The sequence below is a fragment of the Variovorax beijingensis genome, from assembly GCF_003951285.1.
Lineage (GTDB): Bacteria > Pseudomonadota > Gammaproteobacteria > Burkholderiales > Burkholderiaceae_C > Variovorax > Variovorax beijingensis.
In genome coordinates this window covers 170,252-188,513 of the sequence record NZ_RXFQ01000001.1, presented here as the reverse complement: position 1 = coordinate 188,513, position 18,262 = coordinate 170,252, and the positions used below count along the sequence as shown (strand labels likewise).

17 protein-coding genes are annotated in these 18,262 nt (G+C 68.7%); 10 read left to right on the top strand and 7 right to left on the bottom strand.

The annotated features are described in order from the left end of the window. Nucleotides 1-21 precede the first annotated feature (21 nt). Both EJO66_RS00935 and EJO66_RS00930 read left to right on the top strand, forming a co-directional pair. On the top strand, nt 22-279 hold the full coding sequence (locus tag EJO66_RS00935) for a DUF2339 domain-containing protein (RefSeq protein WP_223262174.1): 258 nt from the start codon (nt 22-24) through the stop codon (nt 277-279). Next, on the top strand, nt 276-1,790 hold the full coding sequence (locus EJO66_RS00930; protein WP_125964486.1) for a DUF3999 domain-containing protein: 1,515 nt from the start codon (nt 276-278) through the stop codon (nt 1,788-1,790). The genes EJO66_RS00935 and EJO66_RS00930 overlap by 4 nt, the downstream gene beginning before the upstream one ends. Before the next feature lie 9 nt (nt 1,791-1,799). Here EJO66_RS00930 and EJO66_RS00925 read toward each other — a convergent pair whose 3' ends face one another. The 3 genes from EJO66_RS00925 to EJO66_RS00915 are packed head-to-tail and all read right to left on the bottom strand — an operon-like array spanning nt 1,800 to nt 4,093. Continuing rightward, nucleotides 1,800-2,624, bottom strand: a complete 825-nt coding sequence (locus EJO66_RS00925; protein ID WP_124957011.1) for a BPSS1780 family membrane protein — start codon at nt 2,622-2,624, stop codon at nt 1,800-1,802. Between the two features lie 10 nt (nt 2,625-2,634). Further along, the gene (locus EJO66_RS00920; protein WP_125964485.1) at nt 2,635-3,681 is read right to left on the bottom strand and encodes a homoserine kinase; all 1,047 of its coding nucleotides are present in this window, start codon (nt 3,679-3,681) and stop codon (nt 2,635-2,637) included. Between the two features lie 46 nt (nt 3,682-3,727). Beyond that, entirely contained in the window at nt 3,728-4,093 is a 366-nt protein-coding gene (locus EJO66_RS00915) for a hypothetical protein (RefSeq protein WP_124957007.1), read from the bottom strand. Between the two features lie 97 nt (nt 4,094-4,190). Here EJO66_RS00915 and polA point away from each other — a divergent pair, with 97 nt between their 5' ends. Genes polA through EJO66_RS00900 form a run of 3 tightly spaced genes read left to right on the top strand, consistent with a single transcriptional unit; the run spans nt 4,191 to nt 9,243 of the window. After that, complete coding sequence (gene polA / locus EJO66_RS00910) at nt 4,191-7,013, top strand: DNA polymerase I (RefSeq protein ID WP_125964484.1); 2,823 nt, start codon at nt 4,191-4,193, stop codon at nt 7,011-7,013. Nucleotides 7,014-7,046: 33 nt separating this feature from the next. Further along, entirely contained in the window at nt 7,047-8,333 is a 1,287-nt protein-coding gene (locus EJO66_RS00905; RefSeq protein ID WP_124957003.1) for a M20/M25/M40 family metallo-hydrolase, read from the top strand. Between the two features lie 7 nt (nt 8,334-8,340). Then, the gene (locus EJO66_RS00900) at nt 8,341-9,243 is read left to right on the top strand and encodes a LysR family transcriptional regulator (RefSeq protein ID WP_124957001.1); all 903 of its coding nucleotides are present in this window, start codon (nt 8,341-8,343) and stop codon (nt 9,241-9,243) included. Between the two features lie 16 nt (nt 9,244-9,259). Here the strand turns inward: EJO66_RS00900 and EJO66_RS00895 are convergent, their stop codons facing one another. Continuing rightward, entirely contained in the window at nt 9,260-10,480 is a 1,221-nt protein-coding gene (locus EJO66_RS00895) for a D-amino acid dehydrogenase (protein WP_125964483.1), read from the bottom strand. A 234-nt stretch (nt 10,481-10,714) separates the two neighbouring features. Between EJO66_RS00895 and EJO66_RS00890 the strand changes: the two genes are divergently transcribed. From EJO66_RS00890 to EJO66_RS00870, 5 genes are all read left to right on the top strand, one after another. Beyond that, nucleotides 10,715-11,602 carry a transporter substrate-binding domain-containing protein gene (locus EJO66_RS00890; RefSeq protein ID WP_124956997.1) on the top strand — a complete coding sequence of 296 codons (888 nt, stop codon included), beginning with the start codon at nt 10,715-10,717 and terminating at the stop codon, nt 11,600-11,602. 112 nt (nt 11,603-11,714) lie between these two features. After that, entirely contained in the window at nt 11,715-12,452 is a 738-nt protein-coding gene (locus EJO66_RS00885) for an aspartate/glutamate racemase family protein (RefSeq protein WP_124956995.1), read from the top strand. 99 nt (nt 12,453-12,551) lie between these two features. Continuing rightward, nucleotides 12,552-13,451: a dienelactone hydrolase family protein gene (locus EJO66_RS00880; protein WP_124956993.1), complete on the top strand. Its 900-nt coding sequence runs from the start codon at nt 12,552-12,554 to the stop codon at nt 13,449-13,451. Between the two features lie 104 nt (nt 13,452-13,555). Continuing rightward, nucleotides 13,556-14,422 carry a ZIP family metal transporter gene (locus EJO66_RS00875; protein ID WP_164547757.1) on the top strand — a complete coding sequence of 289 codons (867 nt, stop codon included), beginning with the start codon at nt 13,556-13,558 and terminating at the stop codon, nt 14,420-14,422. 124 nt (nt 14,423-14,546) lie between these two features. Beyond that, nucleotides 14,547-14,759, top strand: coding sequence for a hypothetical protein (locus tag EJO66_RS00870; protein ID WP_012746693.1), 213 nt, complete (start codon nt 14,547-14,549; stop codon nt 14,757-14,759). A gap of 6 nt (nt 14,760-14,765) precedes the next feature. Here EJO66_RS00870 and EJO66_RS00865 read toward each other — a convergent pair whose 3' ends face one another. Genes EJO66_RS00865 through EJO66_RS00855 form a run of 3 tightly spaced genes read right to left on the bottom strand, consistent with a single transcriptional unit; the run spans nt 14,766 to nt 18,262 of the window. Next, the gene (locus EJO66_RS00865; RefSeq protein WP_125964482.1) at nt 14,766-16,226 is read right to left on the bottom strand and encodes an N-acyl-D-amino-acid deacylase family protein; all 1,461 of its coding nucleotides are present in this window, start codon (nt 16,224-16,226) and stop codon (nt 14,766-14,768) included. A 12-nt stretch (nt 16,227-16,238) separates the two neighbouring features. Next, entirely contained in the window at nt 16,239-17,237 is a 999-nt protein-coding gene (locus EJO66_RS00860) for an ABC transporter ATP-binding protein (RefSeq protein ID WP_124956987.1), read from the bottom strand. After that, nucleotides 17,234-18,262 carry an ABC transporter ATP-binding protein gene (locus EJO66_RS00855; RefSeq protein WP_125964481.1) on the bottom strand — a complete coding sequence of 343 codons (1,029 nt, stop codon included), beginning with the start codon at nt 18,260-18,262 and terminating at the stop codon, nt 17,234-17,236. The genes EJO66_RS00860 and EJO66_RS00855 overlap by 4 nt, the downstream gene beginning before the upstream one ends.

The window sequence follows — 18,262 nt, the reverse complement described above, 5'->3', positions numbered from 1 at the left end:
CAGGCAATCACCGTACGCTCCATGCTCGCCAAACGTGGGGAGTTGAGGGTGTGGTGGCGCGCCTTGCCGCCAGTGTCGTTCGGCGGCGCGGCGCTGCTCGGCGTTGTGGTGCTGAAGCTGTTCTTTGGCGAATTGGCGGACCGGGGCGGGCTGTTTCGCATCGTGTCGTTCATCGCGGTGGGCGCATTGCTGCCGCTGGTGGGCTATTTCGCGCCCGTGCCGCCAAAGAAGAGGGAAATGGAGAAAGATGTTGTGTTGCCCGAAGGAGGTGCAGCATGAAGCAGAACACCAAGTCGTCGCTTCTTCTGGCGAATGTTTGCCTTGCCATGGCCGTGGCCTGGTGTGGCGCGGCCGGGGCGCAGCCTTCCACCACCGCGCCCATTGCCCTGCAAGGCAGCGGGCCGTACTACCGGCTCGCGCTGCCGCTGGGCATCTACGGCCTGGCCGCGCGTAGCGACCTGCGCGACATCCGGGTGCGCAATGCCACCGGCGATGCCGTGCCCTACGCATGGCTGCGCGACGAGGCCGCGGCCCCGCGCTTCAGCTCGAAGGAGGTGCCGATCTTCGCGCTGCCCGCGAGTGCCGACCATGCATCGGACGACGCGTCGCCGAGCTTCAGGGTGCGGCCCGACGGCTCGCTGGCGCTGACCCGCAAGCCGGCGCGCCAGCAGACAGAAGCGGCGCAGTGGCTGATCGATGCGAGCCAGCTCAAGGGTGGCCTGCTGCAGGCGCGCTTCGAGGTGGCGCCGGATGCGCGCGGCCTGTTCGCCTTCAGGCTGGAGGCCAGCGACGACCTGCGGCACTGGCGGCCGGTGGGAGGCGAGGAACAGCTGGTGCGGCTCGCGCACGGCGGGCAGGCCATCGAGCGCCTCGCGGTCGAGCTGGGCGGCGTGCATGCGCGCTTCCTGCGCCTGCGCTGGAGCGATCCGCGCAGCGGCGCGCCGCTGACCGGCGTGGCGATCGACAGCGTGCAGGAGACCGAGCCCACGGCGCCGCTCCAATGGTCCGGCGCGCTCAAGCCGGAGCGCTGCGGCGCCGACCACTGCGACTACGCACTGCCGCGCGGCCTGCCGGTGGAAGCGCTGCGCATCGATCTGGCCGAAGTCAACACGCTGGCGCAGGTCGGCATCTCGGGGCTGCTCGCCGCCACGCCGACGGTCCCCGCCGATCCGGCGCCCGTGCCGCGCAATCCGTTGTATGCGCTGCGGCATCGGCAGCGCCCGCCGGCGGCCCCCACCGGCAGTGCGGGCGAGGTGCCGCTGATCGACACGGTGGTGTACCGCCTTGCGCAAACGGGCGGGGAGGCGCGCTCGCCGGTGCTGGCGCTGGACGGCGCGCGCTACACGCACCTGCGGCTGCGCACCGCGGGGCCGGTGAGCCTGCTGGGCGCGGCGCCGCCGTCGATTGCGGTGGGCGCGACGCCGCGCACGCTGGTGTTTTTGGCACAGGGCGCCGCGCCTTATTCGCTGGCCTGGAATGCGGCGCCGGAGAAGAACGCCGTGCAGGGCGGTCCGCCCGGCGCGGCGCTGGCGCTTGCCACGCTGCTGCCGGGCTACAGCGCGAACAAGCCGGTGGCGGCGGGCGAGGCCACCGTCGTGCTGCCGCAGCCGCCGGTGGCCGCCGTCGATGCAGCAGTGGCCGCGGCGGCGCAATTGCCGGTGCCCACGCAGCCCCATCCATCGCGCAAGTGGTGGCTGTGGGGAGCGCTGGGCATCGGCCTGCTGCTCCTGGCCGGCATGGCCTGGTCGCTGTTCGCGAGCCTGCGCAAGGACAAGGCCGCGGCCGATTGAGGAGAAGGATCAGCCCGGATCGAAGCTGTCGCGGAAGGTGAACCAAGTGGAGCTCAGCGACATGGCCGCGAGCACCAGCGCCGATCCCACGATCAGCACATTGCCGACGAGGGCCGCGCCGCCGGCCGCCGCGCCCACGCCGACCAGCACGGTGGCGATGAGCCCCATGCCGATGCCCGCGAGCAGGAACACGCCGAACCACGCCAGCACGAAGAGCGCGTAGGCGCCGAAGTTGCGGAACAGCGCCACCACGCTGAAGAAGATGCTCTTCACCGGCTCCACGCCGTGCCAGTGCACGAGCGCCGGGGCGTGCCACATCGCCAGCGAGAGCGGCAGGTTCAGGCACATGAGGAACATGCGTGCCACCTGGAAGTCGCTGCTCGCGATGGTCTCGGCTGAGGGCATGTCGTCGAGCAGGTAGGCGCGCGCCAGCTCTCCGCCATCGATGAAGCTCGTGAGAAGCACGGCCACCACGAAGTACGCCGCCGAGATCACACCGAGCTTGACCAGCGAGCGCCACTCGGTGCGCATGGCGGCGGCCACCGCCACGAACATGGCCGATCCGGTGGGCCGCTGCGCGTGGCCGGCAATGCCGGCGCCCTCCGCGTTGTCGGTGTAGGCCACCGAGGTGGCCACCATCAGGCCCAGCGTCATGAAGGGCAGCAGGATCGGCGCCAGTACGCTGCCCACCAGCGGCAGCAGCGACACCGTCGAGATCAGCGCCATCAGCAGGAAGAACAGCGAGATGAAGGCGAGCGGCTGCCGCCAGAAGGTCTTGAGCCCGAGGCGGACCCATACGGCGCCGGTTCGCGCCGGCACGATGTGGAGTTTCATTTTTGAAGGGTCAGGCGGGCAGCGGCTCGAGCGACTGCGCCATGGCATGCGGATGGGTGGCGCGCTCGCGCAGCACGCGCTCGAAGTGCGCCGGGTCGTGCGGCTTCAGCATGCTGGCTTCGCGCGGCAGGTGAAAGTCCCACAGCCGTGAAATCCAGAAGCGCAGCGCCGCGGCGCGCAGCATGGCGGGCAGCAGCGCGCGCTCGGACGCATTCAGCGGGCGCACGCTTTCGTAGGCCGCGAGCAGCGCGCCGGCGCGTTCGGCGTCGTGCTGGCCGGTCGAGAGATCGATGGCCCAGTCGTTCAGGCACACGGCCAGGTCGAACAGCCAGGTGTCGGTGCCCGCGAAATAGAAGTCGAACACGCCGGTGAGGCGCGGCGCCGCGCTGGCGTTGTCTCCGGTGGCGAACATCACGTTGTCGCGGAACATGTCGGCATGCACGGGGCCGCGCGGCAGCGCCGCGTAGGCCGACGATTCGGCGATGTGGTTCTGGTAGGCGAGCTCGCCGCGCAGCAGCGCCGCCTGCGATTCGTCGACGTAGGGCAGCACCACCGGCACGGTGTCGTTCCACCATGCGAGGCCGCGCAGGTTCGGCTGGATGCGCGGAAAGTCGCGCGCGGCCAGGTGCATGCGCGCGAGCAGGGCGCCCAGCTCGGCGCAATGGGCCGTGCCCGGAGCCAGCTCGCTTCGGCCCGAGAGCCGCTGCACCAGCGCGGCCGGCTTGCCCGCCACCTTGAGCAGCAGTTCGCACGGGGCGTTCGCGGGAATCGTCAGGGCATGGCCCGAGGGCGGCTGGACGGCCGGATCGGCCACCGGCTCGGGCACCGGCAGGCCGCGGCCCGCCAGGTGCTTCATGAGACAAAGGTAGTAGGGAAGCTGCTCGGCGCTGAGGCGCTCGAACAGCGTCAGCACGAACTCGCCGCTTTCGGTGGTCGCGAAATAGTTGGTGTTCTCGATGCCACCCTCGATGCCGCGCAACTCGCGCAGGGGGCCGAGGCCCAGGCGCTGCACGAGCGCGTCTGCCTCGCCGAAATCGACTTCGGTAAAAACTGCCATGGCGGTGCTCAGCGTCTTGCTGCAGGTGGAAGGCGGCGCGACACGGTCAGAACTTCATCACGTTCCAGACCCGGGCGCCGTTGCCGTTCGAGTTGGCATCGCCCGAACCGGTGCGCGCGCCTGGATCGTTGGGCCGCACCTCGTAGCCCGGCACGTTGGCCTTGGGCTTCACGTTGATGCTCTGCGTGCGGCCGCCATAGCGCACCTCGTCGACCGAGGCGCCGCTGTCTTCCGTGTGGATGTGCTCGACCTTCTGGTTGCGGCGACCGTCGGCCTGCTCCTGGTTTTGTAGCGGCTCGGGCGGCGCAGGCGTTGCGGCGGGCGCAGGCTGCGCCTGGACGGCGGCAACGGGGACGGCAAAGGCCAGCGCCAGCAGGATGCGGCGGGCGACCAGGAGTGTGGGGCTAGGCATGCAGGGATTGTAGGCGCGGGGGCGCTTTCGGGGTGTCGGCGGTCGGCGCTTGCCGGCGTGGTTCGGGATGCCGGTCCGGGCACGGCAAAATGGCCCGATGACCGACAAGAAAACGCTGCTGCTCGTCGATGGCTCGAGCTATCTTTACCGCGCCTTCCATGCCATGCCCGACCTGCGGGCCGTGCCCGGCGACCCGAAGAGCCCGGCGACCGGCGCCATCCGCGGAATGATCAACATGATGACGGCGCTGCGCCGCGAGGTGCGCGCCGACTACGCGGCCTGCGTCTTCGATGCACCCGGCAAGACCTTCCGCGACGACCTGTACCCCGAATACAAGGCCAACCGCTCCCCCATGCCCGACGACCTGCGCAGCCAGATCGACCCCATCCACGAGGTGGTCAAGCTGATGGGCTGGCCGGTGCTGTGCGTCCCCGACATCGAGGCCGACGACGTGATCGGCACGCTCGCCAAGACCGCGGCGCAGCAGGGCATCGAGGTCATCGTTTCGAGCGGCGACAAGGACCTGAGCCAGCTGGTGGACGAGCACATCACGATCATCGACACGATGAACGGCAAGAAGCGCGACGTGGCGGGGGTCACGTCGGAGTTCGGCGTGCCGCCCAACCTGATGATTGACTACCAGACGCTGGTCGGCGATGCCGTCGACAACGTGCCCGGCGTCGAGAAGGTTGGCCCCAAGACAGCTGCCAAGTGGCTGCTCGAATACGGCTCGCTCGATGCGCTGATCGAGCGCGCTGCCGAGGTGAAAGGCCAGGCCGGCGAGAACCTGCGCAAGGCCTTGGACAAGCTCCCGCTGAGCCGCCAGCTCGTCACTATCCGCACCGATTGCGACCTGGCTGCGCACGTCGCCGGCCTGCCTTCGCTCGAAGGCCTGCCGGTCGGTGCGCCGCAGACCGCCGAGCTCAAGCCCTTCTACGAGCGGTTCGGCTTCAAGAGCCTGGTCAAGTCGCTCGAGGCACTGGAAGTGCCGCCCGAGCTGATCGAGGAGAACATCAAGAAGCAGATGGCCCGCGGCGCCGCCGCAAGCGCCGACCAGGGCGGCCTGTTCGACGAATCGGCCGAGCTCGGCGCGCTGGAGGCCGCTGCGCCCGCGAGCAACCTGCGCTACGAGACCCTCACCACCTGGGAGCAGTTCGATGCCTGGCTCGCCAGGCTCGAGGCCGCCGAGCTGGCCGCCATCGACACCGAGACCACCTCGCTGGACGAGATGGTCGCGCGTATCGTCGGCGTGAGCTTCAGCATCGAGCCCGGCGCGGCGGCCTACGTTCCGCTGGCGCACAACTATCCGGACGCGCCCACGCAGCTGCCCATCGACGAGGTGCTCGCCAGGCTCAAGCCCTGGCTCGAAAACCCCGCGAAGAAAAAGCTCGGCCAGCACATCAAGTACGACCGCCACGTGTTCGCCAACCACGGCATCGAGGTGCAGGGCTATGCGCACGACACCATGCTGCAGAGCTACGTGCTCGAGGCGCACCGGCCGCACGGCCTCGCGAGCCTGGCCGAACGCCACCTGGGGCGCAGCGGCATCTCGTACGAGGACCTGTGCGGCAAGGGCGCGCACCAGATCCCGTTCAGCCAGGTCGATATCGCCAAGGCCGCTGAATATTCGTGCGAGGACAGCGACCAGACGCTCGACGTGCACCTCACGCTCTGGCCGCAGATCGAGCGCGACGAGAAGCTGCGCTTCATCTACCAGCTCGAGATGGATTCGAGCGAGGCGCTCTACCGCGTCGAGCGCAACGGCGTGCTGATCGATGCGCCCACGCTCGCCGCGCAGAGCCACGAACTCGGCACGCGCATCATGGCGCTCGAGCAGGAGGCCTACGAGATCGCGGGCCAGCCCTTCAACCTGGGCTCGCCCAAGCAGATCGGCGAGATCTTCTTCACCAAGCTGGGCCTGCCGGTGGTCAAGAAGACGCCCAGCGGCGCACCGAGCACCGACGAGGAAGTGCTCGAAAAATTGGCCGAGGACTATCCGCTGCCGGCCAAGATCCTCGAGCACCGCGGCCTGTCCAAGCTCAAGGGCACCTACACCGACAAGCTGGGCCAGCTCGCCAACCCGCGCACCGGCCGCGTCCACACGCACTATGCGCAGGCGGTGGCGGTCACGGGGCGCCTGTCGAGCAACGATCCCAACCTGCAGAACATCCCGATCCGCACGCCCGAAGGCCGCCGCGTGCGCGAGGCCTTCATTGCGCCGGCCGGCAGCGTGATCGCGAGCGCCGACTACTCGCAGATCGAGCTGCGCATCATGGCCCACATCAGCGGCGACGAGTCGCTGCTGCGCGCCTTCAGGGAAGGCATCGACGTGCACCGCGCCACCGCGGCGGAGGTGTTCGGCGCCACGCCCGACCAGGTGTCGAGCGAGCAGCGCCGCTATGCCAAGGTGATCAACTTCGGGCTCATCTACGGCATGAGCAGCTTCGGCCTGGCGCGCAACCTGGGCATCGAAACCAAGGCCGCGGCCTCCTACATCGACCGCTACTTTGCGCGCTACCCGGGCGTGAAGGCGTACATGGACGAGACCAAGGCGCTGGCCAAGGAAAAGGGCTACGTGGAGACCGTGTTCGGCCGGCGCCTCTACCTGCCCGAGATCAATTCGCCCAACGGCCCGCGCCGCGGCGGCGCCGAGCGCGCGGCCATCAATGCGCCGATGCAGGGCACGGCGGCCGACCTGATCAAGCTCAGCATGATCAAGGTACAGAACGTGCTTGACGAAGAGAAGCGCGCCACCCGCATGATCATGCAGGTGCACGACGAACTGGTGTTCGAAGTGCCCGAGACAGAGATCGAATGGGTGCGCACCGAGATCCCGCGCCTGATGGCCGGCGTGGCCGAACTCAAGGTGCCGCTGCTGGCCGAGATCGGCATCGGTCCCAACTGGGACAAGGCGCACTGATCCACCTCCACTAAAGAAAGAAGAACCACGCACATGACATTCCAGCCCCGCAAATTTCTGCTCGCCGCCGTTTGCGCCGCCTGCCTGGGCACCGCGTTTGCCGCCCCCGATGCCCGCATCGCCTCGCTGGCCGCCAAGGAAAAGCCCGCGCTGCTCGAGACGCTGAAGGAGCTGGTCTCGATCGAATCGGGCAGCCGCGACCTCGAAGGCCTGGAGAAGATCTCCGGCCTCATCGCCGCGAAGTTCAAGGCCATGGGCGGCGAGGTCGAGCTCGTCGACACCAGCGCCGAGGCCTACCGCATGGAAGACACGCCCGAGAAAATCGGTAGGGCGGTGCGCGCCACCTTCAAGGGCACGGGCAAGAAGAAGATCATGCTCATCGCGCACATGGACACGGTCTACACCGTGGGCATGCTCGACAAGCAGCCGTTCCGCGTCGAAGGCGACAAGGCCTATGGCCTGGGCATCGCCGACGACAAGCAGGGCGTGGCGGTCATCACGCACACGGTCGCGATGCTGCAGGCGCTGAAGTTCAAGGACTACGGCACGCTCACGGTGCTGATCAACGGCGACGAGGAAATCAGCTCGCCCGGTTCGCGCGCGCTCATCACGCGGCTGGGCGGCGAGCATGACGCGGTGCTGTCGTTCGAGGGGGCCTCGGTCAAGGAAGACAAGCTCTCGCTGGCCACCGCGGGCATTGCCTCGGTCACGCTGAACGTCACGGGCAAGGCCTCGCATGCGGGCTCGGCGCCGGAGCTGGGCGTGAACGCGCTCTACGAGCTGTCGCACCAGATCCTGCAGATGCGCGACCTGTCCGATCCGGCCACCGGGCTCAAGATGAACTGGACCATCTCGCGCTCGGGCAGCAACCGCAACGTGATTCCGGCCAGCGCCACCGCGGCCGCCGACGTGCGCGTGCTCAAGGTGAGCGACTACGACCGCATCGAGCAGCAGGTGCAGGAGCGCGTGAAGAAGCAGCTGGTCCCTGAGGCCAAGGTCGAGATGAAGTTCGAGCGCCGCCGTCCGCCGCTCGAAGCCACCGGTGCCTCGCTCGCGCTCGCCAAGCATGCGCAGCAGATCTACAAGGACGAGCTCGGCCGGCCGCTGGGCGCCGACGACAAGGTGGCCGGCGGCGGCACCGATGCCGCCTTTGCCGCGCTCAAGACCAAGGCGCCGGTGGTCGAGCGCTTCGGCCTGCAGGGCTTCGGCGCGCATTCGGCCGATGCCGAGTACGTGCTGGTCGACTCCATCGAGCCGAGGCTCTATCTTGCGACCCGCATGGTGATGGACCTCTCGCGCAGCAAAGTCGCGGGCAACTGAGCCGGCCATGCGCCTGCGCCACATCGAGGTCTTCAACGCGATCATGCTCACGGGCAGCGTGAGCGCGGCGGCGCGGCTCATCAACATCACGCAGCCGGCGGTGAGCCGCACCTTGCAGCATGCCGAGCTGCAGCTGGGCTTTCCGCTGTTCCAGCGCGCCAAGGGCCGGCTCACGCCGACCACCGAGGCGCTCACGCTGTATCCGCACATCGAGCGGCTGTTTGCGCAGCTCGACGAGGTGCAGCGCCTCGCGGCCAACCTGCGCGCGGGCAGCGACACCGGCGAGCTGCGCATCCTGAGCGTGCTGGCGCTGAGCTACGAGGTGCTGCCGCGCGCGCTCAAGGCCTTCCGCGAAAAGCACCCGGGCTATGCGATCACGGTCGAGTCGCTGCACTCGCCGCAGATCATGTCGGCGCTGCTGCTGCAGGAGGCCGACGTGGGCTTTGTCTTCAGCCCCGCGGTGCATCCCTCGCTCACGCAGGAAACGCTGGCCGACACGCGCATGGTGTGCATCGCGCCCAAGGGCATGCTGCCGCGCGCGCTGGTGCGCAACGGCTCGGTGGCGCTGCACGACCTGGTCGACCGGCCGGTGATCGGGCTCGACAGCCGCGACCCGGTGGGCACCAGCCTGAGCCAGGCCTGCCGCCAGGCAGGCGTCGGCTTCCAGCAGGCGGTGGTCACGGTGCAGACCTACCACGCCGCGCTGTCGATGGCGCACCACGGCCTCGGCGTGGCGCTGGTCGACGGCTGCACGGCCCGCTCGGCGGACGCCGCCAAGGTCGACGTGCTGGCGCTGGAGCCGCACATTCCGGTGCCGGTGCGCGCCTTGCGCTTTGCGGGCAAGCCCGATTCGGTGGCGGTGCGCGGCATCACGCGCTGCATGCGGGAGGCGATCGAGCAGGCGGCCTGATCAGCGGCGCCGCAACTCAGGAAGCCGCGGACTCCAGCGCCTCGGCAATCCGCTGCGCCGAGCCGAAGGCCAGCGTGAAGCCCAGCGCGCCATGGCCCGTGTTGAACAGCATGTTCGGCGGCGCGCTCGCCAGCCGGCCGATGATCGGCAGCCCCTTGGGCGTGGCCGGCCGCATGCCGGTCCACGGATGCAGTTCCTCGAGCCGGCTTGCATGCGGGAACACGGCGCGCGTGGCGGCGGCCAGCGTCTCGATGCGCGTGGCCGGAATGCTCGCGTCGTGCCCCACCAGCTCCGCCATGCCCGCCACGCGCAGCCGCGAGCCGATGCGCGCGAACACCACCTTGCGGGCGCTGTCGGTCACGTTCACCGTGGGCGCGGCGCCGGGCGAGGGATCGACCTCCACCGTGATGCTGTAGCCCTTGAGCGGATACACCGGCAGGTAGGCGCCCAGCGCGCGCCCGAGCCTGTGCGAGGCCGAGCCCAGTGCCATCACGAAGGCATCGGCCTCGATGTCGCCTGCACTGGTGTTCACTGCCGCCACCCGGCCGTTGCTGCGTGCGAAGCCGTGCACGTCGGCACCGAGCAGAAATCGCACGCCGCGCGCGCCGAGCACCCGCTGCAGTTCGGCGCAGACCTTGAGGCAGTCGGCCGCGCATTCGCTGGGCGTGTAGACGGCGCCGGCCATCTGGCTGCGATAGCCCGCGAGCGCGGGCTCGATGGCGGCGCATTCGTCGGGCGAGACGATGCGCTGCGCGCTGCCCATGGCGCGCTGCAGCTCGAGCTGCGCGCGTGCACCGTCGAGCGAGGCCGCGCTGGCGTACAGCACCAGCTTGCCGGTGGCGGAAAAGTCGCAGTCGGGTGCCACGTCGGCCTGCATCGCCTCGAAGCCGCTGCGGCTCAGCGCGGCCAGCGCGAGCAATTGTGCGGTGGTGCTGCGGGAGGTCTGCGCATTGCAGGCGGCCAGGAAGGCCAGCCCCCAGCGCCACTGCAGCGGATCGAGCTGGGGCTGCAGCTTGAGTGGCGAGGAGGGCGAGAGCAGCAGCTTGGGCAACTGCTTCCAGATCGACGGATCGGCCAGCGGCTGCACGTACGAGTAGCTCAGTTGCGCGCCGTTGCCGCCGCTCGCGCCCGCACCGGGGGCGGCGCGGTCGATCACCGTGACTTGGTGGCCCCGGCGTTCGAGCTGCCAGGCGGTGGCCAGGCCCACGATGCCGGCGCCGAGCACACACACATGCATGGAGGCAACTTTCCGGGAAGGAGTGAATAGGGGACAGCATCGACTGTAGGTGCGTGCCGCGCCGGCCGGAAATGCCAAAAGCGCGGTGGCCCATAGCCAAAGCGCATGCCTTGCCGCCCGGCTTTGCCCAACCCATAACCTTTGGGTATGGCCTAGGGTTCAATTGGAATTGTCGCGGTGTGTCACTCCTTCTTACACTGGCCGCTCTGTTCAACCAATCTGAAGAAGGCTCGCATGAAACTCTCCGCATTGATGGCTGCCGCTGCCGTGGTGTTGCTTTCCGCCACCGGCGTCCAGGCCGCCGACACGCTGGCCAAGATCGCCGAGTCCGGCAAGATCACGCTCGCCTACCGCGAGTCGTCGGTGCCCTTCAGCTACCTGGACGGTCCCAACAAGCCGATCGGCTTCTCGGTCGAACTCTCCAACGCCGTGGTCGAGGCGGTGAAGAAGAAGCTCAACAAGCCCAGCCTGCAGGTGCAGCTGATGCCGGTGACCTCGCAGAACCGCATCCCGCTCATCACCAACGGCACTGTCGACCTGGAGTGCGGCTCCACCACCAACAACAGCGCACGCGGCAAGGACGTGGCCTTTGCCGTCAACCATTTCTACACGGGCACGCGCCTGTTGACGAAGAAGTCCTCGAAGATCAAGGACTACGCCGACCTCGCCAAGAAGACGGTGGCCAGCACCACCGGCACCACCAATGCGCTGGTCATGCGCAAGTACAACACCGAGAAGAACCTCGACATGGACATCGTGCTCGGCAAGGACCACGCCGACGCCTTCCTGCTCGTGGAAAGCGACCGCGCCGTGGCATTTGCCATGGACGACATCCTGCTGTTCGGCCTGATCGCCAATGCCAAGAACCCGGCCGACTACGAGGTGGTGGGCGAGCCGCTGCAGGTCGAGCCCTATGCCTGCATGCTGCCCAAGGACGACCCGGCCTTCAAGAAGCTGGTGGACGACACCTTCATCGGCATGATGAAGAGCGGTGAGTTCGAGAAGCTCTACACCAAGTGGTTCATGTCGCCGATCCCGCCGAAGAACGTGCCGCTGAACCTGCCCATGAGCCAGCAGCTCAAGGACAACATCAAGGCGCCTTCGGACAAGCCCGCTACTTGAGCTCGCCCCCAGGCTGCGCGCACTTCGTGTCGCTTCGCCCACCCCCTACCGGGGGCAATACCAGCGGCCCGGCAAAGCCGGTTCCGCGGTATTCCTGAAATAGAGAAAGAACATGGCTTCGACGAATGTAGTTGGCATCCTGGGCGGCATGGGCCCTGCGGCGGGGGCCGACTTCGTCCGGCTGTTCGTGCAGGCCTGCGCGCAGCAGATGCGCGCTCGCGGGGAGCCGGTGCGGGACCAGTCCTTTCCGGAGCACTGGCTGGCGCAGGTGCCGGTGCCCGACCGCACCGATGCACTGGGCTCGGCCGAGAATGGCGCACACCAGCCGCTCGAGCCGATGCTGCAGGCGCTCGGGCGCCTTGCCGCGCTGGGCAGCCAGGCGGTGGCCATTGCCTGCAACACCGCGCATGCCTGGCACGCCAGGCTGCAGGAGCGCTTTCCGCAGGTCGAGCTGCTGCACATGGCGCGCGAGGTGGCGCGGCATCTGGCGGCGCAGGGCACGGGCAGCGTGGCGCTGATGGCCACCGAAGGCACCTACCGCGTCCGGCTCTACGAACAGGCGCTGGCCGAAGCGGGGCTCGATTGCCATGTGCCGCTGGCCGAAGAGCGCCGCATCATCACGCGCGGCATCTTCGACGGCGTCAAGGCGGGCAACATGCAGCTCGCCGAAGCCTGTTTTTCGCAGGTGGCGCTGCAGCTCGCAGAGCGCCATGGACCGGTCACCATCATCATGGGCTGCACCGAGGTGCCGCTCGGGCTGCAGGGTTCGGCCGCCGTGGCCGGGCTGAGCCTGGTCGACCCGGCGCAGGTGCTGGCCGCCGCACTGGCGCGCCGCGCCTACCGCGACTAGCAACCCTGCCGGCAGACGGGCCGGGCCGATTTCGCCTACATTGCGGCGTGCGTTTTCACGCATGCCCCCTTGTCCGACGATTCAACTGGAGCCCAACCCATGTCCCTTCGCGACGACAGCCGTTCCGATTTCGATTCGCTTCGCCCCGGCCAGAGCACAGAGCAGGGCGCCACGCGCCGCACCGCGCTCAAGGCCGCCATTGGCGTGGGCTACGCGGCCGCGGTCATGCCGGTCATGGCGCAGACCGCCATCAGCACCTCGGCCGAGGGCCTGAAGGCCGGGCCGGTCAAGTACACCGTCAATGGCTTCGAAGTGCCGGCCTATGCAGCGGCGCCCGCCGGCAAGACCGGCCTGCCCGTGATCCTGGTGATCCAGGAGATCTTCGGCGTGCACGAATACATCGCCGACACCTGCCGCCGCTTCGCCAAGCTCGGCTACCTGGCCATTGCGCCCGAACTCTATGCGCGCCAGGGCGATCCGCGCGGCTACACCGACATTCCCAAGCTGCAGGCCGACATCGTGAGCAAGGTGCCCGATGCGCAGGTCATGGCCGACCTCGACGGCGCGCTGGCCTACGCCGCGGCCAACGGCGGCAATGTCTCCAAGGCCGGCATCACCGGCTTCTGCTGGGGCGGCCGCATCGTGTGGCTCTATGCGGCCACCGGCAAGGTCAAGGCCGGCGTGGCCTGGTACGGCCGGCTGGTCGGCCAGCCGAGCGAGCTCACGCCCAGGCACCCGGTCGACGTCGCAGCCAGCCTGCAGGCGCCCGTGCTCGGCCTCTACGGCGGCAAGGACCAGGGCATCCCCCTTGACACGGTTGATAAGATGAAAGCGGCCCTGGCCACCGGAACCCCGGCGGCCAAGGCTTCGAGCTTCGTCGTGTATCCCGAAGCAGGCCACGCGTTCCATGCCGACTACCGCCCGAGCTACGTGAAAAGCGCGGCCGAAGACGGATGGCAGCGCGCCACGGCCTGGTTCAAAGCCAATGGCGTCGCCTGACGGCCGCCTGCAGCCATCCACCGCCGAAGGCCGTCCCAGTGACGGCCTTTCTCTTTTATGAACGGTATCGGGCATCAATGCCCATCGACATTGCGCAAGCAGCTATGAATTTGATAGTGATCATCGCGGCGACCCTGGTTGCCGGCATCGGAAGCGTGTGGCTGGCCGCATTGCTCTTGCGCGTGGGCGTTCGCAACGGCTCGGGTGGGGTGAATTCGCAGCACCTGCTGAGCCTGGCCGCGGGCGCGCTGCTGGCCACCGCGTTCATGCACCTCTTGCCCGAAGCCTTCGAAAGCCGCATCGAACCCGCGCTGCTGTTCGGTGTGCTGCTGTTCGGGCTGGTGTTCTTCTTCCTGCTCGACAAGGCCGAGCTCTGGCACCACGGGCACGAGCACCATCATGGCGACCACGGCCATGCGCACGACCACGGCCATGCGCACAGCCACGCGCCCCGCATGGGCGGCGGCTGGGCCGTGCTCACCGGCGACAGCGTGCACTGCTTCGGCGACGGCATCCTGATCGCGTCGGCCTTCATCGCGGACATTCGCCTGGGCCTGGTGGCGGCCGTGGCCGTGCTGGCGCACGAGGTTCCGCACCACATCGGCGACCTGGTCGTGCTGCGCCAGAGTTCGGCCAACCAGCGTGCGGCGCTCGTCAAGGTGTCGCTGGCCGGCACCATGACCATGCTGGGCGGCATCGTGGGATGGTGGCTGGTCGACCAGCTGCACGGCTGGCTGCCCTACTTCCTGGTGCTGGCCAGCAGCAGCTTCGTCTACGTGGCGCTGGCCGACCTGATCCCCCAGCTGCAGAAGCGGCTGCCCGCGCGGCAGACCGCGGCGCAGATCGCCTGGCTGGTGGTGGGCATCGCGCTGGTCTCGCTGGTGAGCCGGCTGGCGCACGGCGAGCACGGCCATGGCGACCATGGCCACGACGAAGGCCACGGGGAACACGGCCACGTCCACAAGGACTGAAGGCAGGCCGCCGGCGCCGGTGCGGGAAACTTTCCGACACCGACGCCGCGCTCCGGGTGAACCGAAATGGCCGAAACAGGCGCACTATAGGGGGTCGTCCAGTATTCAGCCTGAGGAGCCGATCATGATTCACGTCGACGCCACCGCGCGTTCCGCCTCGTCGTCCGACGAAGACGACGACAACACGCCAGCCGACGACTTCGAGGAGACCGACAGCGAAATCTCCGACGACCTGTCGGAGGAAACGGGCATCGATCTCACGGATGCGAGCGAGCTCGACGCCGACAACGTACCGGCCGACGAGGAGTTCGACCGCGTGATGAACGCCCCTGATTGATCCCCGTCAGGCCTTCGCGTCGCGCCGCGTGATCACCTGCCCGTTGCGCGCACCGCTGTGCGCGCCGTGCTGCCACGTAACGGCGCCGTTCACGATCACCGCGTCGATGCCTTCGGCCGGCAGCGTCGGTGCGGCGTAGCTGGCCGTGTCGCGCACCGCCTGGGCATCGAAGATCACCACGTCGGCATGGTGGCCCGGCTTCAGCGCGCCGCGCTCGTGCAGCCCGAAGTTGCGCGCGGTGAGCCCGGTCATCTTCCACACCGCCGTCTCCAGCGGAAACAGGCCGACGTCGCGGCTGTAGTGGCCCAGCACGCGCGGGAAGGTGCCCCATAGCCGCGGATGCGGCTTCTCGCCGAGCGGAATACCGTCGGAGCCGATCATGGTGTCTTCGAAGGCGAGGATGCGCTGCACGTCGTCCTCGTCCATCATGAAGTAGATCGCGCTGCCCGGCGAAAGCCGCTTCGCCGCCTCTTCGCCCGACACGCCCCATTCGGCCGCGATGTCCTTCAGGTCGCGACCTGCGCATTCGGGGTGCGGCACGCTCGAGGCGATCAGCACACGGCCGTCGATCATGCCGCGGTCGGTGCGGATCATGGTGGAGCCCGCCGTGTAGGGATAGCAGTCGAGCCCGATGCACTGGTGGCGCATCGCTTCCTTGATGAAGGGCAGCGTGACCTTGCTCTTGCCGAAGTTCTGCGCGTTCTGCACCTTGTGGTGCGACACCACCACTGGAACGCCGAGCGCGCGGCCGATGTGGAAGGTTTCTTCCAGCGACTCCATCACGCGGTCCGCCTCGTCGCGCATGTGCGTCACGTAGAGCGCCTTGCGCGCGCTGAGCGGGCGGGCGACCTCGATGATCTCCTCGGTGGTCGCCTTCACGGCCGGTGGGTAGAAGGTGCCGGTCGACAGGCCGATGGCGCCGGCCTGCATCGCTTCCTCGACCAGCGCCCGCATCGCGGCAATCTCGCTGTCGTTGGCGGGCCGGTCGAGGTCGGACATGACCACGGCGCGCAGGGTCGAGTGGCCCACCATCGCGGCCACGTTCACTGACGAAGGCGTGGCGCGCAGCGCATCGAGGTAGGCCGCGAAGCTCGTGAAGCGGCCCGCGGCCGGCGACTCGAGCAGGCTCAGCGGCATCGGCAGCTCCATGTCTTCGCGCAGCGGCGCGGCGCTGATGCCGCAGTTGCCCGCAATCACGGTGGTCACGCCCTGCGACACCTTGAACGGCATCTGCGCCTGCGACAGCACGGCCTGGTCGTCGTGCGTGTGCGAGTCGATGAAACCCGGCGCGACGATGCGGCCGGTGGCGTCGAGCGTCCGGTCGGCGGTGTGGCCCGCGAGATTGCCGATGGCGGCGATGCGGCCGCGGGCGATGCCCACGTCGGCCTCGAAGCGCGGCGCCTTGGTGCCGTCGATCACGGTGCCGCCGCGGATCAACAGGTCGTAGTGGGGTGTCTTGTCGGTCATCGGTGGGGTCTTTCAGCGGAAGTGGCAGGCGACCCAGTGGCCGCCGGTGGAAGACGAGGGCCGTTCGCTCAGTTCGGGCGTCTTCTCCTTGCACACCGCCTGCGCCATCGGGCAGCGCGTGTGGAAGCGGCAGCCCGACGGCGGATTGGCCGGGCTCGGCGGGTCGCCCTGCAGCAGCATGCGGCGCGCCGGTGTGCGCGGGTTGGGCACGGGCACGGCCGAGAGAAGGATCTCGGTGTACGGATGCAGCGGCGCAGAAAACAGCGTGTTCCGGTCCGCGATCTCGACGATGTGGCCGAGGTACATCACCGCCACGCGGTGGCTGATGTGGCGCACCACCGCGAGGTCGTGCGCGACGAACAGGTAGGCAATGCCGAACTCTGCCTGCAGGTCCATCAGCAGGTTCACCACCTGCGCCTGCACCGACACGTCGAGCGCGGACACCGGCTCGTCGCAGACGATCAGCTTGGGGTTGAGCGCCAGCGCGCGCGCAATGCCCAGCCGCTGCCGCTGGCCGCCCGAGAACTCGTGCGGAAATTTCTTCGCCGCCTCGGGCCTGAGGCCCACGCGCGAGAAGAGCCACTGCACGCGCTCGCGCCGCTCGGCCGCCGTGCCCGTGCCGGAAGTGCTGAAGTTGCGCATCGGTTCGGCCACGATGTCGCCGGCCGTGAGGCGCGGATTGAGCGAGGCATAGGGGTCCTGGAAGATGATCTGCAGCTGGCGCCGGCGCAGCCGCATCTCGTTGGCGGAGAGCGTCAGCAATTCTTCGCCTTCGAGCTCCACCGAGCCAGAGGTCGGTTCGACCAGCCGCATCACCGACTTGGCGGTGGTCGTCTTGCCGCAGCCCGATTCGCCGACCAGCGACAGCGTTTCGCCGCGCGCCACCGAGAACGAGACGCCGTCGACCGCCTGGATCGCGGGCCTGGCCGGCCGCAGCCAGCGCTTGGGCGAGATGTAGTGCTTGCGCAGGTTGCGCACCTGGAGCAGCGGGGCTGCGGTTGTCGTGGTCATGCGCTCACCTCGCCTGCATCGGCCCATTGTTCTTCGACGGCGAAGCAGGCCACCACGTGGTCGCCACCCTGCAGCGTGAGCTGCGGCGCCTCGGCACGGCAGCGCTCGCGCGCATGGTTGCAGCGCGCCGCAAAGGCGCAGCCGCGGCCCAGCTCGTGCGCGGCCGGCACCAGCCCCGGAATCTCGGCCAGCCGCGTGCTCGCCGTGTTCATCGACGGCATCGAGGCCATCAGCGCGCGCGTGTAGGGGTGCAGCGGCCGGTCGAACAGGTCGACCACGTCGGCCTCTTCCACCTTCTTGCCGGCATACATCACGACCACGCGGTCGCAGCTCTCGGCCACCACGCCGAGGTCGTGCGTGATCATCACCACGCCCATGCCCAGCTCCTTCTGCAGCCGCTTGATGAGGTCGAGGATCTGCGCCTGGATCGTCACGTCGAGCGCGGTGGTGGGCTCGTCGGCAATCAGCACCTCGGGGTTGCAGGCCAGGGCCAGCGCGATCATCACGCGCTGGCGCATGCCGCCCGAAAGCTGGTGCGGATACTCGTTCACGCGCCGCTCGGGTTCGGGGATCTGCACCACGCGCAGCATCTCGACCGCGCGCTGCAGCGCATCGGCGCGGCCGGCCTTCTGGTGCAGCTGCACCGTCTCGGCGATCTGCCGGCCCACGGTGAGCACCGGGTTCAGCGAGGTCATCGGCTCCTGGAAGATCATCGAGATGCGGTTGCCGCGGATCTGCCGCATCTCGCGCTCGCCAAGCTGCATCAGGTCGGTGCCGCGCAGGCGCACGGCACCCGTGTGGCGCCCGGGCGGCGTGGGCACCAGCCGCAGGATCGAGAGCGCGGTCACGCTCTTGCCGCAGCCCGATTCGCCGACCACGCCGAGCGTGCGGCCCGCGCGCACCGTGTAGGAAACACCGTCGACCGAACGCACCACGCCGGCCAGCGTGTGGAAATGCGTGCGCAGGTTGTCGACTTCGAGCAGGGGCTCGCCGGGCGCGAGCGCGAGAGGGGACATGGGTGCCAT

Bases quoted from the DNA above. Each gene is read 5' to 3' on its own strand.
- EJO66_RS00930 (WP_125964486.1), top strand. From the start codon at position 276: ATGAAGCAGAACACCAAGTCGTCGCTTCTTCTGGCGAATGTTTGCCTT.
- EJO66_RS00890 (WP_124956997.1), top strand. From the start codon at position 10,715: ATGAAACTCTCCGCATTGATGGCTGCCGCTGCCGTGGTGTTGCTTTCC.
- EJO66_RS00870 (WP_012746693.1), top strand. From the start codon at position 14,547: ATGATTCACGTCGACGCCACCGCGCGTTCCGCCTCGTCGTCCGACGAA.
- EJO66_RS00925 (WP_124957011.1), bottom strand. From the start codon at position 2,624: ATGAAACTCCACATCGTGCCGGCGCGAACCGGCGCCGTATGGGTCCGC.
- EJO66_RS00905 (WP_124957003.1), top strand. From the start codon at position 7,047: ATGACATTCCAGCCCCGCAAATTTCTGCTCGCCGCCGTTTGCGCCGCC.
- polA (WP_125964484.1), top strand. From the start codon at position 4,191: ATGACCGACAAGAAAACGCTGCTGCTCGTCGATGGCTCGAGCTATCTT.
- EJO66_RS00935 (WP_223262174.1), top strand. From the start codon at position 22: ATGCTCGCCAAACGTGGGGAGTTGAGGGTGTGGTGGCGCGCCTTGCCG.
- EJO66_RS00895 (WP_125964483.1), bottom strand. From the start codon at position 10,480: ATGCATGTGTGTGTGCTCGGCGCCGGCATCGTGGGCCTGGCCACCGCC.
- EJO66_RS00885 (WP_124956995.1), top strand. From the start codon at position 11,715: ATGGCTTCGACGAATGTAGTTGGCATCCTGGGCGGCATGGGCCCTGCG.
- EJO66_RS00880 (WP_124956993.1), top strand. From the start codon at position 12,552: ATGTCCCTTCGCGACGACAGCCGTTCCGATTTCGATTCGCTTCGCCCC.
- EJO66_RS00920 (WP_125964485.1), bottom strand. From the start codon at position 3,681: ATGGCAGTTTTTACCGAAGTCGATTTCGGCGAGGCAGACGCGCTCGTG.
- EJO66_RS00860 (WP_124956987.1), bottom strand. From the start codon at position 17,237: ATGACCACGACAACCGCAGCCCCGCTGCTCCAGGTGCGCAACCTGCGC.
- EJO66_RS00855 (WP_125964481.1), bottom strand. From the start codon at position 18,262: ATGGCACCCATGTCCCCTCTCGCGCTCGCGCCCGGCGAGCCCCTGCTC.
- EJO66_RS00900 (WP_124957001.1), top strand. From the start codon at position 8,341: ATGCGCCTGCGCCACATCGAGGTCTTCAACGCGATCATGCTCACGGGC.
- EJO66_RS00875 (WP_164547757.1), top strand. From the start codon at position 13,556: ATGAATTTGATAGTGATCATCGCGGCGACCCTGGTTGCCGGCATCGGA.
- EJO66_RS00915 (WP_124957007.1), bottom strand. From the start codon at position 4,093: ATGCCTAGCCCCACACTCCTGGTCGCCCGCCGCATCCTGCTGGCGCTG.
- EJO66_RS00865 (WP_125964482.1), bottom strand. From the start codon at position 16,226: ATGACCGACAAGACACCCCACTACGACCTGTTGATCCGCGGCGGCACC.